21 protein-coding genes, 1 tRNA gene and 1 pseudogene are annotated in these 14,852 nt (G+C 54.7%); 11 read left to right on the top strand and 12 right to left on the bottom strand.

The genetic code is table 11. The annotated features are described in order from the left end of the window. From ihfA to CKW38_RS02420, 3 genes are all read left to right on the top strand, one after another. Positions 1-303 (top strand): integration host factor subunit alpha, encoded by a 303-nt coding sequence (gene ihfA / locus CKW38_RS02430; protein WP_002553164.1) that lies wholly within the window; start codon positions 1-3, stop codon positions 301-303. Beyond that, entirely contained in the window at positions 284-640 is a 357-nt protein-coding gene (locus tag CKW38_RS02425; RefSeq protein WP_003179985.1) for a MerR family transcriptional regulator, read from the top strand. The genes ihfA and CKW38_RS02425 overlap by 20 nt, the downstream gene beginning before the upstream one ends. 89 nt (positions 641-729) lie before the next feature. Further along, positions 730-806, top strand: a tRNA-Pro gene (locus tag CKW38_RS02420). 89 nt (positions 807-895) lie between these two features. Here CKW38_RS02420 and CKW38_RS02415 read toward each other — a convergent pair. Further along, positions 896-2,008 (bottom strand): tyrosine-type recombinase/integrase, encoded by a 1,113-nt coding sequence (locus tag CKW38_RS02415; RefSeq protein ID WP_095111726.1) that lies wholly within the window; start codon positions 2,006-2,008, stop codon positions 896-898. Beyond that, complete coding sequence (locus CKW38_RS02410; RefSeq protein ID WP_034152736.1) at positions 2,008-2,220, bottom strand: hypothetical protein; 213 nt, start codon at positions 2,218-2,220, stop codon at positions 2,008-2,010. Before CKW38_RS02410 ends, CKW38_RS02415 begins: the two co-directional genes overlap by 1 nt. Before the next feature lie 595 nt (positions 2,221-2,815). On the opposite strand from CKW38_RS02410, the gene CKW38_RS02405 reads away from it, so the two are divergent. From CKW38_RS02405 to CKW38_RS02395, 3 genes are all read left to right on the top strand, one after another. Continuing rightward, entirely contained in the window at positions 2,816-3,157 is a 342-nt protein-coding gene (locus CKW38_RS02405) for a hypothetical protein (protein ID WP_141232650.1), read from the top strand. A 138-nt stretch (positions 3,158-3,295) separates the two neighbouring features. Continuing rightward, a complete protein-coding gene (locus CKW38_RS02400; RefSeq protein WP_095111724.1) occupies positions 3,296-4,246 on the top strand; it encodes a hypothetical protein in 951 nt (316 codons plus the stop codon). Between the two features lie 369 nt (positions 4,247-4,615). Next, positions 4,616-4,846, top strand: a complete 231-nt coding sequence (locus CKW38_RS02395; protein ID WP_095111723.1) for a hypothetical protein — start codon at positions 4,616-4,618, stop codon at positions 4,844-4,846. On the opposite strand, the gene CKW38_RS02390 is transcribed toward CKW38_RS02395, so the two are convergent. After that, positions 4,843-5,490, bottom strand: a complete 648-nt coding sequence (locus tag CKW38_RS02390; protein WP_095111722.1) for a hypothetical protein — start codon at positions 5,488-5,490, stop codon at positions 4,843-4,845. The two genes, CKW38_RS02395 and CKW38_RS02390, sit on opposite strands and share 4 nt — an antisense overlap. 52 nt (positions 5,491-5,542) lie before the next feature. On the opposite strand from CKW38_RS02390, the gene CKW38_RS02385 reads away from it, so the two are divergent. Beyond that, positions 5,543-6,208, top strand: coding sequence for a DUF2971 domain-containing protein (locus tag CKW38_RS02385; protein WP_095111721.1), 666 nt, complete (start codon positions 5,543-5,545; stop codon positions 6,206-6,208). A gap of 388 nt (positions 6,209-6,596) precedes the next feature. Here CKW38_RS02385 and CKW38_RS02375 read toward each other — a convergent pair whose 3' ends face one another. Continuing rightward, positions 6,597-8,654 carry a DNA cytosine methyltransferase gene (locus CKW38_RS02375; RefSeq protein WP_095111719.1) on the bottom strand — a complete coding sequence of 686 codons (2,058 nt, stop codon included), beginning with the start codon at positions 8,652-8,654 and terminating at the stop codon, positions 6,597-6,599. Positions 8,655-8,739: 85 nt separating this feature from the next. Here CKW38_RS02375 and CKW38_RS02370 point away from each other — a divergent pair, with 85 nt between their 5' ends. Then, positions 8,740-8,985, top strand: coding sequence for an I78 family peptidase inhibitor (locus CKW38_RS02370; RefSeq protein WP_080761994.1), 246 nt, complete (start codon positions 8,740-8,742; stop codon positions 8,983-8,985). A 177-nt stretch (positions 8,986-9,162) separates the two neighbouring features. Here the strand turns inward: CKW38_RS02370 and CKW38_RS02365 are convergent. Continuing rightward, positions 9,163-9,436, bottom strand: a pseudogene (locus CKW38_RS02365) (cytosine methyltransferase); the annotation flags it as partial. Positions 9,437-9,487: 51 nt separating this feature from the next. Between CKW38_RS02365 and CKW38_RS02360 the strand changes: the two are divergent. Then, positions 9,488-10,147 carry a hypothetical protein gene (locus CKW38_RS02360; protein ID WP_095111718.1) on the top strand — a complete coding sequence of 220 codons (660 nt, stop codon included), beginning with the start codon at positions 9,488-9,490 and terminating at the stop codon, positions 10,145-10,147. Here CKW38_RS02360 and CKW38_RS02355 read toward each other — a convergent pair. Next, positions 10,144-10,410, bottom strand: a complete 267-nt coding sequence (locus tag CKW38_RS02355; RefSeq protein WP_371857953.1) for a hypothetical protein — start codon at positions 10,408-10,410, stop codon at positions 10,144-10,146. The two genes, CKW38_RS02360 and CKW38_RS02355, sit on opposite strands and share 4 nt — an antisense overlap. Further along, on the bottom strand, positions 10,380-10,547 hold the full coding sequence (locus tag CKW38_RS30575; protein WP_371857952.1) for a hypothetical protein: 168 nt from the start codon (positions 10,545-10,547) through the stop codon (positions 10,380-10,382). The genes CKW38_RS02355 and CKW38_RS30575 overlap by 31 nt, the downstream gene beginning before the upstream one ends. A gap of 80 nt (positions 10,548-10,627) precedes the next feature. Here CKW38_RS30575 and CKW38_RS02350 point away from each other — a divergent pair, with 80 nt between their 5' ends. Both CKW38_RS02350 and CKW38_RS02345 read left to right on the top strand, forming a co-directional pair. Beyond that, positions 10,628-10,816 carry a hypothetical protein gene (locus tag CKW38_RS02350; protein ID WP_095111717.1) on the top strand — a complete coding sequence of 63 codons (189 nt, stop codon included), beginning with the start codon at positions 10,628-10,630 and terminating at the stop codon, positions 10,814-10,816. A 129-nt stretch (positions 10,817-10,945) separates the two neighbouring features. Next, positions 10,946-11,173 carry a hypothetical protein gene (locus tag CKW38_RS02345; protein WP_095111716.1) on the top strand — a complete coding sequence of 76 codons (228 nt, stop codon included), beginning with the start codon at positions 10,946-10,948 and terminating at the stop codon, positions 11,171-11,173. On the opposite strand, the gene CKW38_RS02340 is transcribed toward CKW38_RS02345, so the two are convergent. The 5 genes from CKW38_RS02340 to CKW38_RS02320 form a co-directional block, all read right to left on the bottom strand. Beyond that, entirely contained in the window at positions 11,160-11,537 is a 378-nt protein-coding gene (locus CKW38_RS02340; protein WP_095111715.1) for a hypothetical protein, read from the bottom strand. The two genes, CKW38_RS02345 and CKW38_RS02340, sit on opposite strands and share 14 nt — an antisense overlap. A gap of 75 nt (positions 11,538-11,612) precedes the next feature. Next, positions 11,613-12,077 carry a hypothetical protein gene (locus CKW38_RS02335; RefSeq protein WP_095111714.1) on the bottom strand — a complete coding sequence of 155 codons (465 nt, stop codon included), beginning with the start codon at positions 12,075-12,077 and terminating at the stop codon, positions 11,613-11,615. Next, positions 12,074-12,316, bottom strand: coding sequence for a hypothetical protein (locus CKW38_RS02330; protein WP_095111713.1), 243 nt, complete (start codon positions 12,314-12,316; stop codon positions 12,074-12,076). The genes CKW38_RS02335 and CKW38_RS02330 overlap by 4 nt, the downstream gene beginning before the upstream one ends. Then, complete coding sequence (locus CKW38_RS02325; protein WP_095111712.1) at positions 12,313-13,941, bottom strand: YqaJ viral recombinase family protein; 1,629 nt, start codon at positions 13,939-13,941, stop codon at positions 12,313-12,315. Before CKW38_RS02325 ends, CKW38_RS02330 begins: the two co-directional genes overlap by 4 nt. Then, positions 13,938-14,828: a RecT family recombinase gene (locus CKW38_RS02320; RefSeq protein ID WP_095111711.1), complete on the bottom strand. Its 891-nt coding sequence runs from the start codon at positions 14,826-14,828 to the stop codon at positions 13,938-13,940. The genes CKW38_RS02325 and CKW38_RS02320 overlap by 4 nt, the downstream gene beginning before the upstream one ends. Positions 14,829-14,852 lie beyond the last annotated feature (24 nt).

The raw sequence follows: 14,852 nt of genomic DNA, 5'->3' as shown, positions 1-14,852 counted from the left end.
ATGGGGGCTTTGACGAAAGCTGAGATGGCGGAACGTCTGTATGAAGAGCTGGGCCTGAACAAGCGGGAAGCCAAGGAATTGGTAGAACTGTTTTTCGAGGAAATCAGGCACGCTCTTGAAGACAACGAGCAGGTCAAATTGTCCGGTTTCGGCAATTTCGACCTTCGGGACAAACGCCAGCGGCCTGGCCGCAACCCGAAAACGGGGGAAGAAATCCCGATCACGGCTCGCCGTGTGGTCACCTTTCGTCCAGGGCAGAAGTTGAAGGCCCGAGTTGAGGCTTATGCTGGAACCAAGTCATAACGACGAACTACCCGTCATCCCGGGCAAACGCTACTTCACCATCGGTGAAGTCAGCGAGCTGTGTGCCGTAAAGCCACACGTGCTGCGCTACTGGGAGCAGGAGTTTCCTCAACTCAACCCCGTCAAACGCCGCGGAAACCGCCGGTATTATCAGCGCCAGGACGTGCTGATGATCCGGCAGATCCGCGCGCTCCTTTACGATCAGGGTTTCACCATCGGCGGCGCACGCCTGCGTTTGTCCGGCGATGAAGCCAAAGACGACACGACCCAATACAAGCAGATGATTCGGCAAATGATTGCCGAATTGGAAGATGTACTGGTGGTTCTCAAGAAATAAAAAGCAGCGTTTGAATACTTCCAGTTTTCAAACGCTTGCGCTATATTCTTGAGCGTTCTTCGAGATGAAGAACGAGTTGCAAGACCAGTCGGGGCGTAGCGCAGTCCGGTAGCGCACTAGCATGGGGTGCTAGGGGTCGAGTGTTCGAATCACTCCGTCCCGACCATAATTCCTGAGTAAAATCAGACACTTAAGCCGATCATGTGGATCGGCTTTTTTGTGCCTGCGCAAAACCCGCGCAAAACTTGCGCAAAACTACCCGGTGATTTCGCTGATATTCAGATCAGGAATTGCCTCTGACCAGACGATCTCGGCATGGTCCTTCTGGTAGTTCTTCGTCATGGTCTCGCTGGCGTGGCCGGCGATCTTCTGACCGTCCTTTCCGGCTTTCTGATACAGGTGCAGCGACAGCGCGCGCACTTCATGGAAGCCTGGCATTTCCTCTTCCTTCCATCCCTTGTAACAACCTGCCACTTCCCGGGCCTCTTTGAAGGCTCGCGTCAAATATCTCTCTTCGACCTGAGTCCAGTGGTCTTTTGTCTGCGCCTGCTTTTGCTTTTTGCGATCGGGCCGGCGGTGGATCAGGTAAGGCGAGACGATGTCATCCCGGCACCGGCTGATTACCGCCTGGAGCTCTTCGGTCACTTTGAACCGGATCCACGCCGCGTCGCTGGCCTTGGCCGTCTTCTGCTGCACCACATACAAAAAACCTTCCCGAACACCATCGAATCGCATATTCAATATGTCCGTTCGGCGCTGCGCAGTAATGAGCGCGAGGTCGATTGCGTTCTGCAGCCAGAACGGTGACTTCTCCCGGATGGCCTTCAGGCCTTCGACGGTGTGTCGCTTGCGTTGCTTTTTCTCGATGCGGTTTATGGTGCTGGCGGCCGGGTTGTCCGGGCACAGGCCTTTGGCCGCTGCGTGGTTGAAGATGTCGATCAGCAGCGCGCGGCATTGGTTGGCAGTGCGCGGGGTGAGGGCGTCCAGCATCTCCGCAATCATGCGGATCGTGATCTGATCGATGGCTTTGCCTTCGAACTGTTTCCGGAAACGACGGAAATGCACGGCGTACAGGCCCAGTGTTCCTTTCGCCAGTTCCCTCGGCGGCAGAACATCACTTTCGTATGCGTCCAGGAAGCCGGCGAACGATTCCGATGTGCTGCCCATCACGGCGCCGACCAAGTCAGCGCCATGCATGAACTCCAGATTCAACTGCTTCGCGGCATCGATCGCTTTGATCCGGTCAGAGCCGAACTGGAACCATTTACCGTCGGTGGGCCGGCGGTAGCGATAGGTCGCGCGCCGCGAATCGAAATACAGGTTCTGCGGTAGGCTCTTGTTCGCCTTGTTGCGCGGCCGTGGGACCATCATGCAGCTCCTTTCAATACCATCGCGACCAGGTCATTGCCGTCTGACCTGCTGAATGCCGTCCAATCAACGTACCAGAGTTTGCCGATCTGCTCGCCGGGCACCTTGCCGTTGCGGATGTAGTTTCGGATCGCCTGGGGGCAGGGTGGTGTGCCGTTTTCACCCCAGCGCCGGCGCTGGAATTCACTGATCTTGATCAGTTCTTTTCTCATTGTGATGCTCCATGCCGCGCGTGGCGGCAGAAGGTGATTTATTGTTAGCGCAAGCGTCCGATTTACGGTTGGTTCGTGCGCTACTTAATGTATAAAAGTGAATGTTCAGCAGGTTTCCCGAGTACCAGCGGAGCCGAAATGCTGAGCGTGCTGGTCACGTTCAACTGACTTTTATGAATGAATCGTCATTCCATCAGGGGCCGAGGTCCGGTAATTATTGGCTGGAGAGGAGTTGTGGCGACCGAGAAGAAAACTTTTCTTTGCTCCAAACAACCGGTTGCCATCCGGCAGCAATATGTAAAGCAGTGGAGGTGACATGTGCCACGAGGCGACCAGCTCCTAAGCCAGTTATGAAGGTAGCGAGCACGCAGGTCTCGAGATCTATGTGATGCGAGGAGGAACTCAAACATCTTTGACGTGCGCTTGAGCAGAAAAATTTGGTTGAGGATGGCCTCGGCAGCTATGATGTTCATCCGTAAGCTGACGATCGAGATGTCTCAGGGAGGTAGTTATTGCCACGTTCAGCGAAAAGAAACTGCTTTGGCTGGTTTACACCGTCCTTTTTGGCATGGTGCCAATCTTTGTAAGATTAATAGTGTCGGGTTTGATAAATGGGGACAAAGTTCCGTTATTTAGTGCCTCAGATTTGATATCTCTAGGTATTGTTATTCAGATATCGATTCTTGCAGAAATACGATACAACGAAGAGCATGAAGTAGAGTGGAAGAAGGCGGCTGTTGGGTTGTCAGTGCTGGCTGTGATATTCTACGCGGTGTTGTATGCTTTCTCCCTTCTTGCTGATGTATATCAAGATATAAATTCTAAGGCGATATTGGTGGCGTCCGCCGTCATGGCATTTGGTTCATTCGCCATTTGTTGGGCGGTATTTGATCGTGTAACTTATTTGTCCGCTGTCACTCAAGAGGTGTCGGGATGATCAATGTCTTGATTATAGGTATAGGGATTGGTTTTTTTCTCTTTTCGGTAGCTTTCGCCGTCTGGTCGGCCAGGAGTACGCGTAAAGCGGATACTCGTGAACATTACTACAATGATTTTATGAAAAGGAAGTCTGAGCGTGAGAAGCTTCGTTTACCTTGATGAGTATAAGATGTACTCGTTATCTTCACAGCTGATGGAAGGTGTTACGGATTTCGTACTAAAAGAGGCACGGCGCGCCAGCTCTGACGTGGAAGAACAAGAAGGTCCTGTCAATAGCGGAAAGAAAATGGCGGAAATTATTGAATCTACCTCTTCGAGTTTCGAAAAGAAATTTTTACATGATTACGCCTATTCTATTTTTGAAGCCAAACTTTTGGAAGAGGACAAAATTAAGGAGTTCTGCTCCAGTGCTAGCTTTGGTGATTTCGATCTCGGTGATGGTGGCGCACGTATTGTTAAGATAAAAGCCAAAGCAAAATTGATAGACGCTGCTGCGACTGTGAGGTCTCTTGAAACGCTTGTAGATATGCAGCAGTGTCTGTCTATTTTGTCGGCAAATGATGAGAGAGCCGCCTTAATATCCGAATTGCTTGAAATTCAGGCGGGCTCTAAGTCTCAAAAAACTTCTCACCTCCTTGCCGAGCTGGCCCGTCTCTCAAAGCCTCAAATAGCAAAAGAAATTATTGCGAATGATAAGCTTCATTATGAGAATATGGCAAAAACCTTATCCTATGGCTACAAGTCTAGACTTGATGTGTTCATGCAGCTTTCAGATTGCGTGGTATCTGCAGATTTAAAAAGGGTTTGCTTAAAAGATGAGGAGGACTTCATTGTGAAGACTTACTCTAGGGTTTCAGACGTCGATCTTGTGCTTGTGGGAATATTGACCAGGGTACGCCCTGCGCCGATCGGTGAAAACGACTCCGGCACCGATAGTATCGACGCTGAACATCTTATGGATAGCGACAACATGAACGAGATTCTCATGCGCGCATCGCAGGCGTTGCATGGGTTGGAGAAAATGTTTACGCAGCTGGATAGTAATCAGGTGATTTTAGACCCGATTGCGGTTTACGTGGACCTCTAACGTAGTGCAAACCGGGCGGAAGGCATCACCTACGCCCTGCAGCATGTGCTCCAACCATCATGTTGCATGTACAAGAGCCGAAGGTGTTATCCACTGATGTTCCGGAGAGCTGGACACGCTGAGGCTTGGTATTTGAGAATCCTTGAACGGGCGTCGGGCGACCGTCTTTCCCCGGACAAGTCGACGATCAATTGGTTTTTTCTTGGCATGATTCGACCTTGCCGCTATAGCGGCTGACTTTGAAGGGGGAGAGATGTAGGTAAAGTTGACCGGTGGTCAGACTGCATGAATTATCCGAAGTGACCGTACTCTCCTCTTCGAAGAGCAGCTGTTTCTCAATGGCGGTGAGTTCCGCGCAGGAGAAAGGTTATGCCTTCCATCGACGACTTCAGATTTGAGTCGCACCAGCTTCTTTTAGAGCTTGATGCTGCCACCATGGGAATGATGACGCTGGTTTCATCTAGATGTGTATCAGGCCCAGCTTGGGATGCTGCCAACGAAAGGCAGCGCGAAGCCTATCGAAATTGGGATGCCTTTATGAATACCCCGAACATCGCTGGCACCGACAAGCTTCCGTCTGAAGTCGGAACGTCGAATTAGACGAATGTCGCTGACTTCGAGGGAGAAAGAGGTAATTTTTCGGAAGGAGTACAGGTGTACTCTTCTCGTGATTCGGCTGATTCGATGACTAGGTGTGTCGCGTTCCAGCGCTCAAAAGCTTCCTGCGTCGTGGCTGCTTCGATCTTCTCGTCGCACTGGTTGCACGCCGCCACACCACCGGCCGCACCGACATCGCGGTGGCCTTGCTTGCACGGGTTCATAACCCAGTCGTCATCCTGTTCCTGTTCAGCCGCCTCCACCACTAGGTGCTTACCGCAGGAATGGCAGAAGTTCATGCCGTTCTCTTCCGGACCGTCATCCTGAAATGACCACGTAGAGCCGCAGCCGGTGTTCCAGATTCCGCTTTCGTCGTCTTGCCACCATTCACAATCGCCGCCGGCGAAATCATCAATCCGCTGATCCGCTGCGTTCAGGCGCTGCTGCAGGGCGTCACGCTCGGCGGTGATGCGTTCGAAGTGTTGAGCCAGGGTACATGCGAAGTCGCCGGCCAGCCGCTCGTTGATGTACTGGCGGTAGTCGTGACGCTTGAGCACGGTCTTAAACAGGTGGACGATGTAACCGCGTCCACCATCGGGCGCGTTCAGGTCAAAGCCAGGCTCGACCGGTTTGTTTTCTGTGGGCATTAGGGTATCTCATCAATGTATCATTGAGCTTTCGACTCACGGACTAAGAAGTATGAGTAAAGCGGAGGTTGTTCGGGTTTACCATTTTTGTAATTACGAATATGGTTTGAAAAATATTATCAATCGGCGACTTAAAGTTGCAAGAATAATGGAGTTGAATGATCCGTTTGAACTTATGGCTTATGAGTTGACCGATAAAGTAAAAAGAGAGGCGGTAAAGAATCTAAAGATTGCCTTTGCATTGCAGTTTGGTTTCTTGTGCTTTAGCCGCTCTTACAGAAGTCCAGTGCAGTGGGCGCATTACGGAGATAAACATAAAGGCATTTGCTTGGGGTTTGATGTCTCTTCAGATATTTTGCATCAGGTCGAGTACACGGGAGCAAGAAAGATTTTTCATCCGGGTTTAGTCGATACTCAGGAAAAAGCATTTAACTGGCTAATGAGTTTCTTTAGCACGAAGCATCGGAGTTGGAGCTATGAGCGAGAAATGCGCTTATTAAAATCACTTCGGTCTTCAGAAAAGGAAGGAGATTTGTATTTCACTAAGTTTGGGGCGCAGCTAGAGCTTAAGCGGGTCATCGCTGGGTGCAATTTTCCAGATTCTAATGCAGCGATACGCGATGCTTTGGGCGAAGAGTTAAATATGGTAGAAGTGTTTAAAGCCCGACCGGCATTTTCAAAATTTGAAATAGTAAGAGATAAAAGTGTTTGGCGCTGATTGCTACAACACAGATTTTGTCTTCAGAATATTCAATCACGCAGAAGCAGACAATGGCTTCGTCTTGGCCGGCGAGCATGTCGAATTAGATGTCGGAGTAGTCGAGCATTTTCTGATAGCCGGGGCATCCTACGCCCGATCATGCCCGGGCGGTGGAGTTGGGTAGTTGGAAAAAGCCCAAGAGGAATGGCGGGACTGGATTTGGTTAATTGGGCCACCTATAGACCAAGGAACCAATTCCTTGGCTTTGCGGTTACCCAAGGAGCCTACATACAACAATTTCTTAAAGACCTTCTGTGCCAAATGCTGCTCGACCAAGTGATGAAGCAGATGTACCACCTAATCGAATGGCTCAACACGATGCCTTGGCTGGTGTTGTTTGCGTGAGTCAGGCGGCCACTGCTTGCCGCTCAACTGCGCGCCAAGGATCGTTGGCCCGTGCGAGCGCCGCCATAGGGGGAGGGCTGACGCTGTTACCGCACATGTGGACCTGTTGTGTTTTGGTGAATGGCTTGCAGTCGGCACCGTGGCTGATGATGTAGTCAGCCGGGAAGCCCTGAGCCTTGTACAGTTCGACGGGTTGCAGCATCCGCAAGCAGATGTCGACGATCACGTACGGCGTGCCTTTGATCGTCACGGTGACCAGACCCAGGCGATCTTTGGTGGTGATGGTCGGTGCTGGTTCGCCAGTGCCGCTCACGTTCTCGGTGCCGTAATAGCTGATCAGGAATGCCGCTACACGCAGTGCACCGGCTTCAACCTCTGGCGAAAGCTGAAACTCAACCAACGAGCTTTTCCCGCCACCGCCGGCCGTGATAGTGGGCGCCGGTTCGTCCACACCCTGGCCAACGCTGGCGCCGAACTGGCGCTCCATGAAAGCGGTAACCAGACCGTGGTGCGTGCCGCCGGCGCTGATAGTGTGCAACGGGTCGCTGGCGTCCCGGGCATCGCAGTTGCCACGCAAGTGCACCAGGTTCGCCGTCACCAACTGCTGCTGGCTTCCGGTGTTGGTCACCGTGGTCATCGGGTCCTCGATGCTCTTGGCGTCGGTGGTGTTGAATCCGCCATTCATCTGCGCCATGAACACCGTAGAGATGCCCATGGCGTGCGCGGCGCCGGCCGGGCGCTGGTAGTTGCCGCCGCTGGTTATCGTCGGCAGCGGCTCATCGAGCGCTTTTCCTTCGTCCGCAAACCGGAACTTCACCAGGTGCGCCGCGGCGAGTGCGTGCTTCACACCACCGGCAACCACTGTTCCTAGCGGTTGATCTAAGCCAGGCACTCGAGGCTCTTGCCCAGCTCGCTCGCCATAACCGGTTTGAATCAGGGTAGGGCTGATCAGTGTCAGCTCGCCGCGATTCGCGCAAGTCACCGTAGGCAGCGGGGCGTGTGGGTCGTTGATCCGGTCGCTACCTTGGTGCGTGGCTGGGGCGATGATCGGGCTGGCCATAGCGAACGATCCCCCGCGCGGCCAAGACGTCACGGTGCGCAATGGCTCATTTGCAGACTGCACGCTTTCGCCGGACCAATTCGCGATCGGAACAATAAATGGATCAGCAGCATCGATGACGAACTTCTTCATGCCCTTGGCGATTCGGCGCAGGGTGGCGGGTGCCAGTGGTTTCGGGCGGTCGAAAATGCTTTTGCTCGGGATCGTCCAGTCGATGCACTCCGCGGCGGTGCGCCACTTCTTTTGGCCCTTGGCCGGATTCTTCGCGTGGGTTGGCTCGGGCCATACAATCGGCTGTCCGTCGCAACGGGCGATCATGAACAGTCGCTCGCGGCTGGTTGGTGCACCGAAGTCGCAGGCCTTGATGACCCGCCATTCGACCTTGTAGCCAAGCTTCTGCAACTCAGCGACGAAAACCGCCCACGTCTGCCCGCGGCGTTTCGGGTCAGGCACAAGGAACTGCTGGTGAACCGGTACGACTTCGCCAGGCTCGGCAATGGAGCCGCCCAGCTTCATCACCCGGCCAGTCGACTTGCAGCGCTTGGCGATCAGCGGCCCCCACTGGAGGATCTGTTTCACGTTCTCCAAACTGATGACGCGAGGCTTCTTCTTGCCGGCCCACTTCAGCCCGATCCACGACAGGTTCCGGATCTCGCGCTTGCGCGGTTGACCGCCGGCCGCCTGACTGTGGTGCGTGCAGTCCGGCGACATGTGGAACCAGCCGACGGCCTTTCCGCCGCACTCGGTATCCGGATCACCGTCGAACACGTCGGTGGTGTAGTGCACCGCGCCCGGGTGATTCATCGTGTGCATGCTGATCGCCTGCGGACTGTGGTTCTTCGCCACGTTCACCGCGCGACCCAGTCCCATTTCCAGCCCGGTACCGGCGCCACCACCACCACAGAAGAAATCGACAACGATCTCATCGTCCTGAGTGCTGAAGCCGAGTCCGTATTGAGTTTTGAAATCGAAGGGGTGTTTCTTCTGTTGTGCGGACATAGGGGATCCTCGCTGGCTGGCGTGATGGAGTTTGATGAACTATTGCTTATGGTTCGGCAATCACGCCGATTAAAGGAGGTGCCTTATGGGCGGAAATAGTGGTGGAGATGGTGGTGGTGACGTGCCATGGCCATGGGACTATCGACCGGTACCATTTCCACTATCCAACGCACCGATTTCGATTAAGGATCTGATCGGTAGAGCGTGCCGTGTAGTACGCCAAGGTGACGTCGTGACTCAAGAGATTGAGCCGGGACGAGTTACTATTTTTTTAAGCGAAAGCGGTAGAATTGAAGAAGTTTATTGCGATCCCGAGCTGCAAATTAAATAGTTGGAATGGCGTTTTATGCCCTGCTTGAGGCGGTGCCTTTGCAGTTTGCAGGGCTCTAAAACTTTCACATGTCGAAGTTCCCAATCCCTTCCCAAAGAAAAGCACCGCTTCTTGCTCTTGCCGCTCGCCTTGCAGCATTACCCGCCCGGGCACTCGCTGATGGGATCTCGCGCTCCCTGTTCGAACATATTCAAATGCACCTGCAGGCTCCACGTATTTGATTGTGAGGGCGCCGCGCGAATCGGCGAGGGCCTTCGCGTATGCCGACCAGCACCTGGGCGCCGAGTTTGGTCATGTCGCCGAGGTTCTGCGTGTTCGGGTAGTGGTGGGCCAGCACCGCGCTGGGGAAGGCTTCGATCTCGGCGAACCAGGTGGCGCGCATGCCGAGCCGCTTCCATGCAAGCGTTGCCGCTTCGATGCCGGAGCAGACCGAGCCGTAGGTAATTTCCATGCGGGATCCTTGTAGCGCTATAGTGACTAGATGGTGAAATGGAGAAGACGCATGCGGAAAAAATTGGCTATCGCGGGCTTTTTTATTTTTGTGTTGGCAAGTGGCGGTGGTCTTTGGTTGTTACTCTCAGGAAAGCTGAGTGGCACTGAGTTTGTATCGTTCGTTGTAGTATTCACAATCATCAGTGGGATAGTTGTTTTTGCGCCGGAAGTACAAGAAATATCAGTGGCCGGAAATGTTGTTAAGTTGCGAGAGGTGAAGAATGATGCGATCAAATCGATCGAAGTTCTAAAGCGATCACAAGCTGAATTGCTTCGGTTAATGCTTCGAACTAAATCTTTTATAATAAGAGCCTGGTTTCAAAGTCCAGACAAGCCAGCCATTGACGCCGATTTCTGGGACATCGTGGCAGAGATAAAGCGAATTGAAGCAGTTGATTTTGTGAGAGCTGAGTTAGTTGCTTGCATAGACAGGATGCTTCCAGAACTTTACCAGGTAGCTGTTGGGCCAACTTGCCCATGGCGTGAGGGATTCTGGATACATAAGAACATTGTCGATGTGGCTGCGGATCTATTAGATCCTAAAATGCTATTAGAAACTTCTAAGCTTCTCGGGCATGATGATGAATCTATTTATAAGGATTTTGCTAAGCTGCGCATACTAGAGATGAAAAGATTGTATGAGTTGAAGGATTCTCTGTTGGCGAACTAACCACTCTGCGAAAAAGATCGTTTTGGCGCAATAGTTTCGTCTTCAGGCTCTGGAGGATCGATAGCGAGCGACTTCACGCCGGCTGCCTCAATCAGTCGCGACACCTTTTCGTTAATTACAAAAGGTGTCGTGACACAGCGCAGCATCTTGGCCTGGGTTTCGAAGTTGGCGGCGATCAGGTTCATCAGGAGCAGTTGGTAAATCTCCTGCTGGTTGTTGATGCCGTGGACCTTCATGACCCGCTTGAGGTCTGGCTTGAACACCCCGGGACTTCAACCGTAAACTTCTCCACGCCCAATGCAGCGTTCTTGGTTGCTGCCTTCTCGCGCTTCCTGCGCTGCTCGGTGGCCTCCGTCGTCGGCTGCGGCTCTTCCGTCGGGAGCTGCTGTTCTTCGGCCATGACCTACCTCTTCAGTTCCGCTGGCCGGCACGTCACTAGTGATGTATCTATGACTCAACTCACACTGGCAGGAGGCCGAGATGAGGTTGCAGAGCGATGTAGATGCGCTAGCGGCTATCGAAGAAGACGCTAAAGCGATGCTGAAACGGATAGGGCTGCCGGATGATGCGGTGAAGCTGGAGGTGGTCGTTTTTCTACGAGAGGTGATCGACCTGGCCAGCTACATGGAGTCGAAACATCGACTATTCGAAGAACCGAGCTTTCGTTGACACCTTCGCCGCTGCGGTGGATGCGCCCGGATCTGCTTTTACGATCGGCGGAGTTACAAGCTGATGGCATTTTGATGACCGATAGGTTAATTTTTCCCTCTTCGGCACGATGCTAAAAGGGAGAAAGAAATGGCCACTGCTCGCGAAACAGCGCTCCAAACCGCCCTCATGTCCCTCATGATCGCTTCAAAAAAACAGGGTTACGACCTTCGTAATCTTGTTGATTGCGCACTTCCCATGACAGATAGCTATCCTCGCGATTTGTCAGGAAAAGCGCTTTCCCGCGCGAGCATCGAACTTCAGGACGCCTATAACTCGGTGTTGATGGGTGAGCGGTTGGGATCTAAAGAGGCGTAATCGAACTCGGCTCGATTACTTCGTCCTCAGATTCTCCGGGGTGCTGGGTAAGATATTCCCGGGTAGCGGTCCTAAATTGTCGCAACACTCTTGCGCTCGGCTCGTAAGGTGTCGTGACACATCGCAGCATGCGAGCCTGCGTCTCGAAATCGGCCTCGATCAGATTCTTCAACAGCCGCTGGTGAATGTCCTGCTGGTTGTTGATGCCGTGGGCCTTCATCACCGCCTTCAGATCAGGCTTGAACACCCCGGCGACTTCAACCGTAAACTTCTCGACGCCCAATGCAGCGTCCTTTGCTGCTGCCTTCTCGCGCTTCTTGCGCTGCTTGATGGCTTCCGCCGTCAGCTCCTGTTCTCCGGCCATGGCCTACCTCTTCAATTCCGCTGGCTGGCAAGTCCAGCCAGGTCTGTCGTTTGCGTTGTTGGGGTCTGCAACGTCTCACGCTGCTACCTTCACCTGATGCCAGGCGCCGGCGGCGTAGAACAGCTTCGCGGCTTGGGCTTCGTCCATCGAGACTTCATCCGGAATGGCGATCCAGCCTGATGCGACGAGGTGGGTCGGGTTCGCGCTGTTGCGCAGCTCCAAATAGTAATGCTCGATTGCGTCAGCCAGGCGCGCGACCTTGTAGATGCCTTCAGGCGAGATCTCCACCGACATGATGTACTCGGTGCCGCGCTCGTCGCGACACATGGCACCGATGTAGATCGTCCAGCGGTAGGAGAAGTCGAATATCGCGCTGGCGATCGCCAGACTGCGGATCTGCCGGCAACTCTTCCAGTTCGCCATGATCTGGCTGCCGCTGGGATCGATGTTCACGACCGCGACGTGGTTGGTGCGCAGCAGCGCCCGGCAACTGCGTTCAGCTCGGGCGAAACCGTTGTTGGGTTTGCGTTTCGACTTCATAGCGAGTCCGCCATTTTGCGCAGAGCCCTGCGGTCAGCGGCCGATATCGGCTTCGGGCGCCGCTTGAGGACTGTTTCAGGGTCTACCCAGTCACGCCGCGCAGGCCTTGGCTTCATGCGAGCCGGCGGCAACTCTTTGAAGCTGCCGCCGGGATGCGCCCAAAAGTGAGCCATCGCAGCGGCGATCCGTTCCGACTCAGTCTGCTTTTCACGAACTGCGTTGAGGTTGAGGCTGATCATGCGGCCACCTTGACCAGCCTCACGCCGGCCATGCTGAACTTGGCGCCTTGTTCGGCGACCAGTGCGTCGAGGTTGTCCCAATCTACGGTCAGTACCGAAATAGGGGCTTGGCCGTAGGCTACGGCTTTGATCAGCGACTCCAGATCGAAAACTTCGGCCTGCAGGTTTACCGTCGCCGCGGTGGTGGTCGCTGATTTCTGGGCCGGCTGAATTGGCGCGGAGACTTTTGCCGGCGCCGGGGAGGCGATTGGTTCAGGCTCAACCGGAGCCTTGGCTTTAGCCTCGTCTTCGATTCGCTTCAGTTCCTGTTGGCGGATCTGTTCGCGCTGCGCTTCGGCTTTCTGCTCCTCCGCCTTCCGGTGTTCCGAGATCCGCACCTTGACCAGCGCGACCAGGTCTTCGTTCGCCTTCATCACCAATTGCTGCACATCATTGAAGAGGAACATGCAGTCGGCGGCGAGCTCGTCTAGGCTGGCCAAGTTGCTCCGGATGCTGTCGCCGATTTGGCTGGCGGCAATCTTTGCCCGGGCCAGCTCGGAATCGGCAGAGTCGCGCAGGCTGCTGATCGTTTTTTTGCCTTTGATGGCTCCAGCGAAATCTGCAGGCACCGCCGGCATACACGCTTTGCCGCCCAGTGAAGCGTTGATCTGGTCAATGTGGGCCTGCAGTGCCTTGGCCGCATCCATGACGATGTCTTCACGGATGCTGAGCTTGCGGGCTTTTACCAAACTGTTCAGCTCTAGGCGCTTGCGCCGTGCCTCCGCCGCGATGTCATCGATCGTCTTGAACAGTGCGTCGATGCTTTCGGTTTGGCTCAGCGCGTGCTGCTTGGCAGCTTCCAGACGCTCCTCGACATCACCGCACCACTTGACCGCTTTTTCTGCGTCGGCGAAGTGCTGATCCGTTTGCAGCTCGGTGTTGATCGAGCCGAAAACAGCGAGGGAGTGAGCTTTGAATTGCTCTAGGTTGCTGGCGGTGACCATGCCGGTCACCTCGATGCGCAGCGCTGGCAATGATTCCGGCGTTTTGCCTACGGCTTCCGGCATCACCTCAGCGGGAGTGAAGTCCTGCAGATCGGCTTGGAACTGTTTCCAGCCTGCGACGAGTGTCGCGGACCGCCCCGATACCGGCGTGTATTCCATCGAAACGAAGTTTTCTTCAGTGCCATCGGAGCAGACGAAGATTACCTTCTCGGCGCCGCTCACCAGCAGCTGCTGTTCGAGCTGCCAGTAATAGTGCGCATCAAGGTTGCCGGCGCGAACGTCGGCGGCGAGCTGCTCGTTCCACATTTTGTGCTCGAACAGTACGTCGCCGAGGATTGTGCAGCCGTCGAGGGATGCGAGCAGGTCACCTTCGGTGCCGACGACGGGGAACAGATCTTCTCCGATTCGCCCTTCGAGAATTGGCCGAGCAAGTGCCTCCGCTTCGTGCCCTTTGTCGAAGAGGTTTTTCTGCACCCACCACGACACATCTCGATCGAGACCTGTCTTTTTTGCGTGCAGCAGTTCGGTGCGCTTCATCTGTTTCGACGCGCCCATCATTGCTGGCGCTTCTGACGCAGTGAAGTAGTTGGCGCGGAGCGCATGCCAGGCTTCGGAACCCTGAGCGACATTGTGGATTTTCATTCGTGGTCTCCTTCAATTGGCGCGAGCGCTTTGATCTTGGCGATCTGCTCTTCGCTCAGAGTGAATTTGCTGCTGACGGTTGCGATCAGGTGATCAGGGGCGGAGCGGCCGTCGTCGACAGCGATTTGCCATTTAGGCAAGTTCTCTGTCAGCTTTTCGTCGGGGTAGGGCGGGAGTTCTACCGGTGCCGCGCCACGCCCCGGTGATACGTCACGGATGGTTGGTGCGGTTTCTTCCAGCTCATCTGGGCTGTACACGCCGAGGATCACGTCCGGGCAGTAGAGGCGCGACCAACGTTTGGTGGCGAGGTACGCCAGTTGCTGGCGAGGGTCGTCAGCCCAGAGCGTGCTGTTTCGAGTGCGAGCCTGGGCAAGCAGCAATTCAAGGACTCGCGGCTCGTCTTCGCCGCGGAAGGTCGCCCATACCTTCACGCCCAAACCTTGCTCGTCTTCCAGCTTCCAGCCCGGCTGACGGTATTGTTTGCCTTCGCTATTGGTCTTGATGTCGAACTGGCCGATCACCTTTTCCCAGGCTCCGAACCACTCGTAGTGCAGGCGATCCACCACCGGCGCGCAGGTGGTGATCACCGCGTTTACCAGTTGAGCCTCGTAGCCCAGCACGCCGTTGACCAAGTGCGTTTTCTGCGCCACGGCGAACGGGTTCATCTTCCACTGCATCGATTGCATGACGACCGCCAGACAATCCGCCGGGTTGCCGTTGAAGTGCTTCGGCAGCGTGGCGCGGCCGGTGGCCATGACTTCGGCCAGGCGCATCATCTTGTCCAGGCTGTCGCCGTCCAGCACCAAAGCGCTGGTACTGGTTGCTGCGTGCGGAAGGATGTGGAGGTTTCGGTCGTGCGCCACCGGCGCCACGCTTTGAGCGGACATAAGTGTCTCCCGCGCTATCCTTGC

Origin of the sequence: Pseudomonas sp. Irchel 3H7 (assembly GCF_900187605.1) — a bacterium.
Lineage (GTDB): Bacteria > Pseudomonadota > Gammaproteobacteria > Pseudomonadales > Pseudomonadaceae > Aquipseudomonas.
The sequence above is the reverse complement of the archived record's forward strand: the minus strand, read 5'-3'. Positions and strand labels throughout refer to the sequence as shown.

Bases quoted from the DNA above. Each gene is read 5' to 3' on its own strand.
- ihfA (WP_002553164.1), top strand. From the start codon at position 1: ATGGGGGCTTTGACGAAAGCTGAGATGGCGGAACGTCTGTATGAAGAG.
- CKW38_RS02425 (WP_003179985.1), top strand. From the start codon at position 284: ATGCTGGAACCAAGTCATAACGACGAACTACCCGTCATCCCGGGCAAA.
- CKW38_RS02415 (WP_095111726.1), bottom strand. From the start codon at position 2,008: ATGGTCCCACGGCCGCGCAACAAGGCGAACAAGAGCCTACCGCAGAAC.
- CKW38_RS02410 (WP_034152736.1), bottom strand. From the start codon at position 2,220: ATGAGAAAAGAACTGATCAAGATCAGTGAATTCCAGCGCCGGCGCTGG.
- CKW38_RS02395 (WP_095111723.1), top strand. From the start codon at position 4,616: ATGCCTTCCATCGACGACTTCAGATTTGAGTCGCACCAGCTTCTTTTA.
- CKW38_RS02390 (WP_095111722.1), bottom strand. From the start codon at position 5,490: ATGCCCACAGAAAACAAACCGGTCGAGCCTGGCTTTGACCTGAACGCG.
- CKW38_RS02385 (WP_095111721.1), top strand. From the start codon at position 5,543: ATGAGTAAAGCGGAGGTTGTTCGGGTTTACCATTTTTGTAATTACGAA.
- CKW38_RS02375 (WP_095111719.1), bottom strand. From the start codon at position 8,654: ATGTCCGCACAACAGAAGAAACACCCCTTCGATTTCAAAACTCAATAC.
- CKW38_RS02370 (WP_080761994.1), top strand. From the start codon at position 8,740: ATGGGCGGAAATAGTGGTGGAGATGGTGGTGGTGACGTGCCATGGCCA.
- CKW38_RS02360 (WP_095111718.1), top strand. From the start codon at position 9,488: ATGCGGAAAAAATTGGCTATCGCGGGCTTTTTTATTTTTGTGTTGGCA.
- CKW38_RS30575 (WP_371857952.1), bottom strand. From the start codon at position 10,547: ATGGCCGAAGAACAGCAGCTCCCGACGGAAGAGCCGCAGCCGACGACG.
- CKW38_RS02350 (WP_095111717.1), top strand. From the start codon at position 10,628: ATGAGGTTGCAGAGCGATGTAGATGCGCTAGCGGCTATCGAAGAAGAC.
- CKW38_RS02345 (WP_095111716.1), top strand. From the start codon at position 10,946: ATGGCCACTGCTCGCGAAACAGCGCTCCAAACCGCCCTCATGTCCCTC.
- CKW38_RS02340 (WP_095111715.1), bottom strand. From the start codon at position 11,537: ATGGCCGGAGAACAGGAGCTGACGGCGGAAGCCATCAAGCAGCGCAAG.
- CKW38_RS02335 (WP_095111714.1), bottom strand. From the start codon at position 12,077: ATGAAGTCGAAACGCAAACCCAACAACGGTTTCGCCCGAGCTGAACGC.
- CKW38_RS02330 (WP_095111713.1), bottom strand. From the start codon at position 12,316: ATGATCAGCCTCAACCTCAACGCAGTTCGTGAAAAGCAGACTGAGTCG.
- CKW38_RS02325 (WP_095111712.1), bottom strand. From the start codon at position 13,941: ATGAAAATCCACAATGTCGCTCAGGGTTCCGAAGCCTGGCATGCGCTC.
- CKW38_RS02320 (WP_095111711.1), bottom strand. From the start codon at position 14,828: ATGTCCGCTCAAAGCGTGGCGCCGGTGGCGCACGACCGAAACCTCCAC.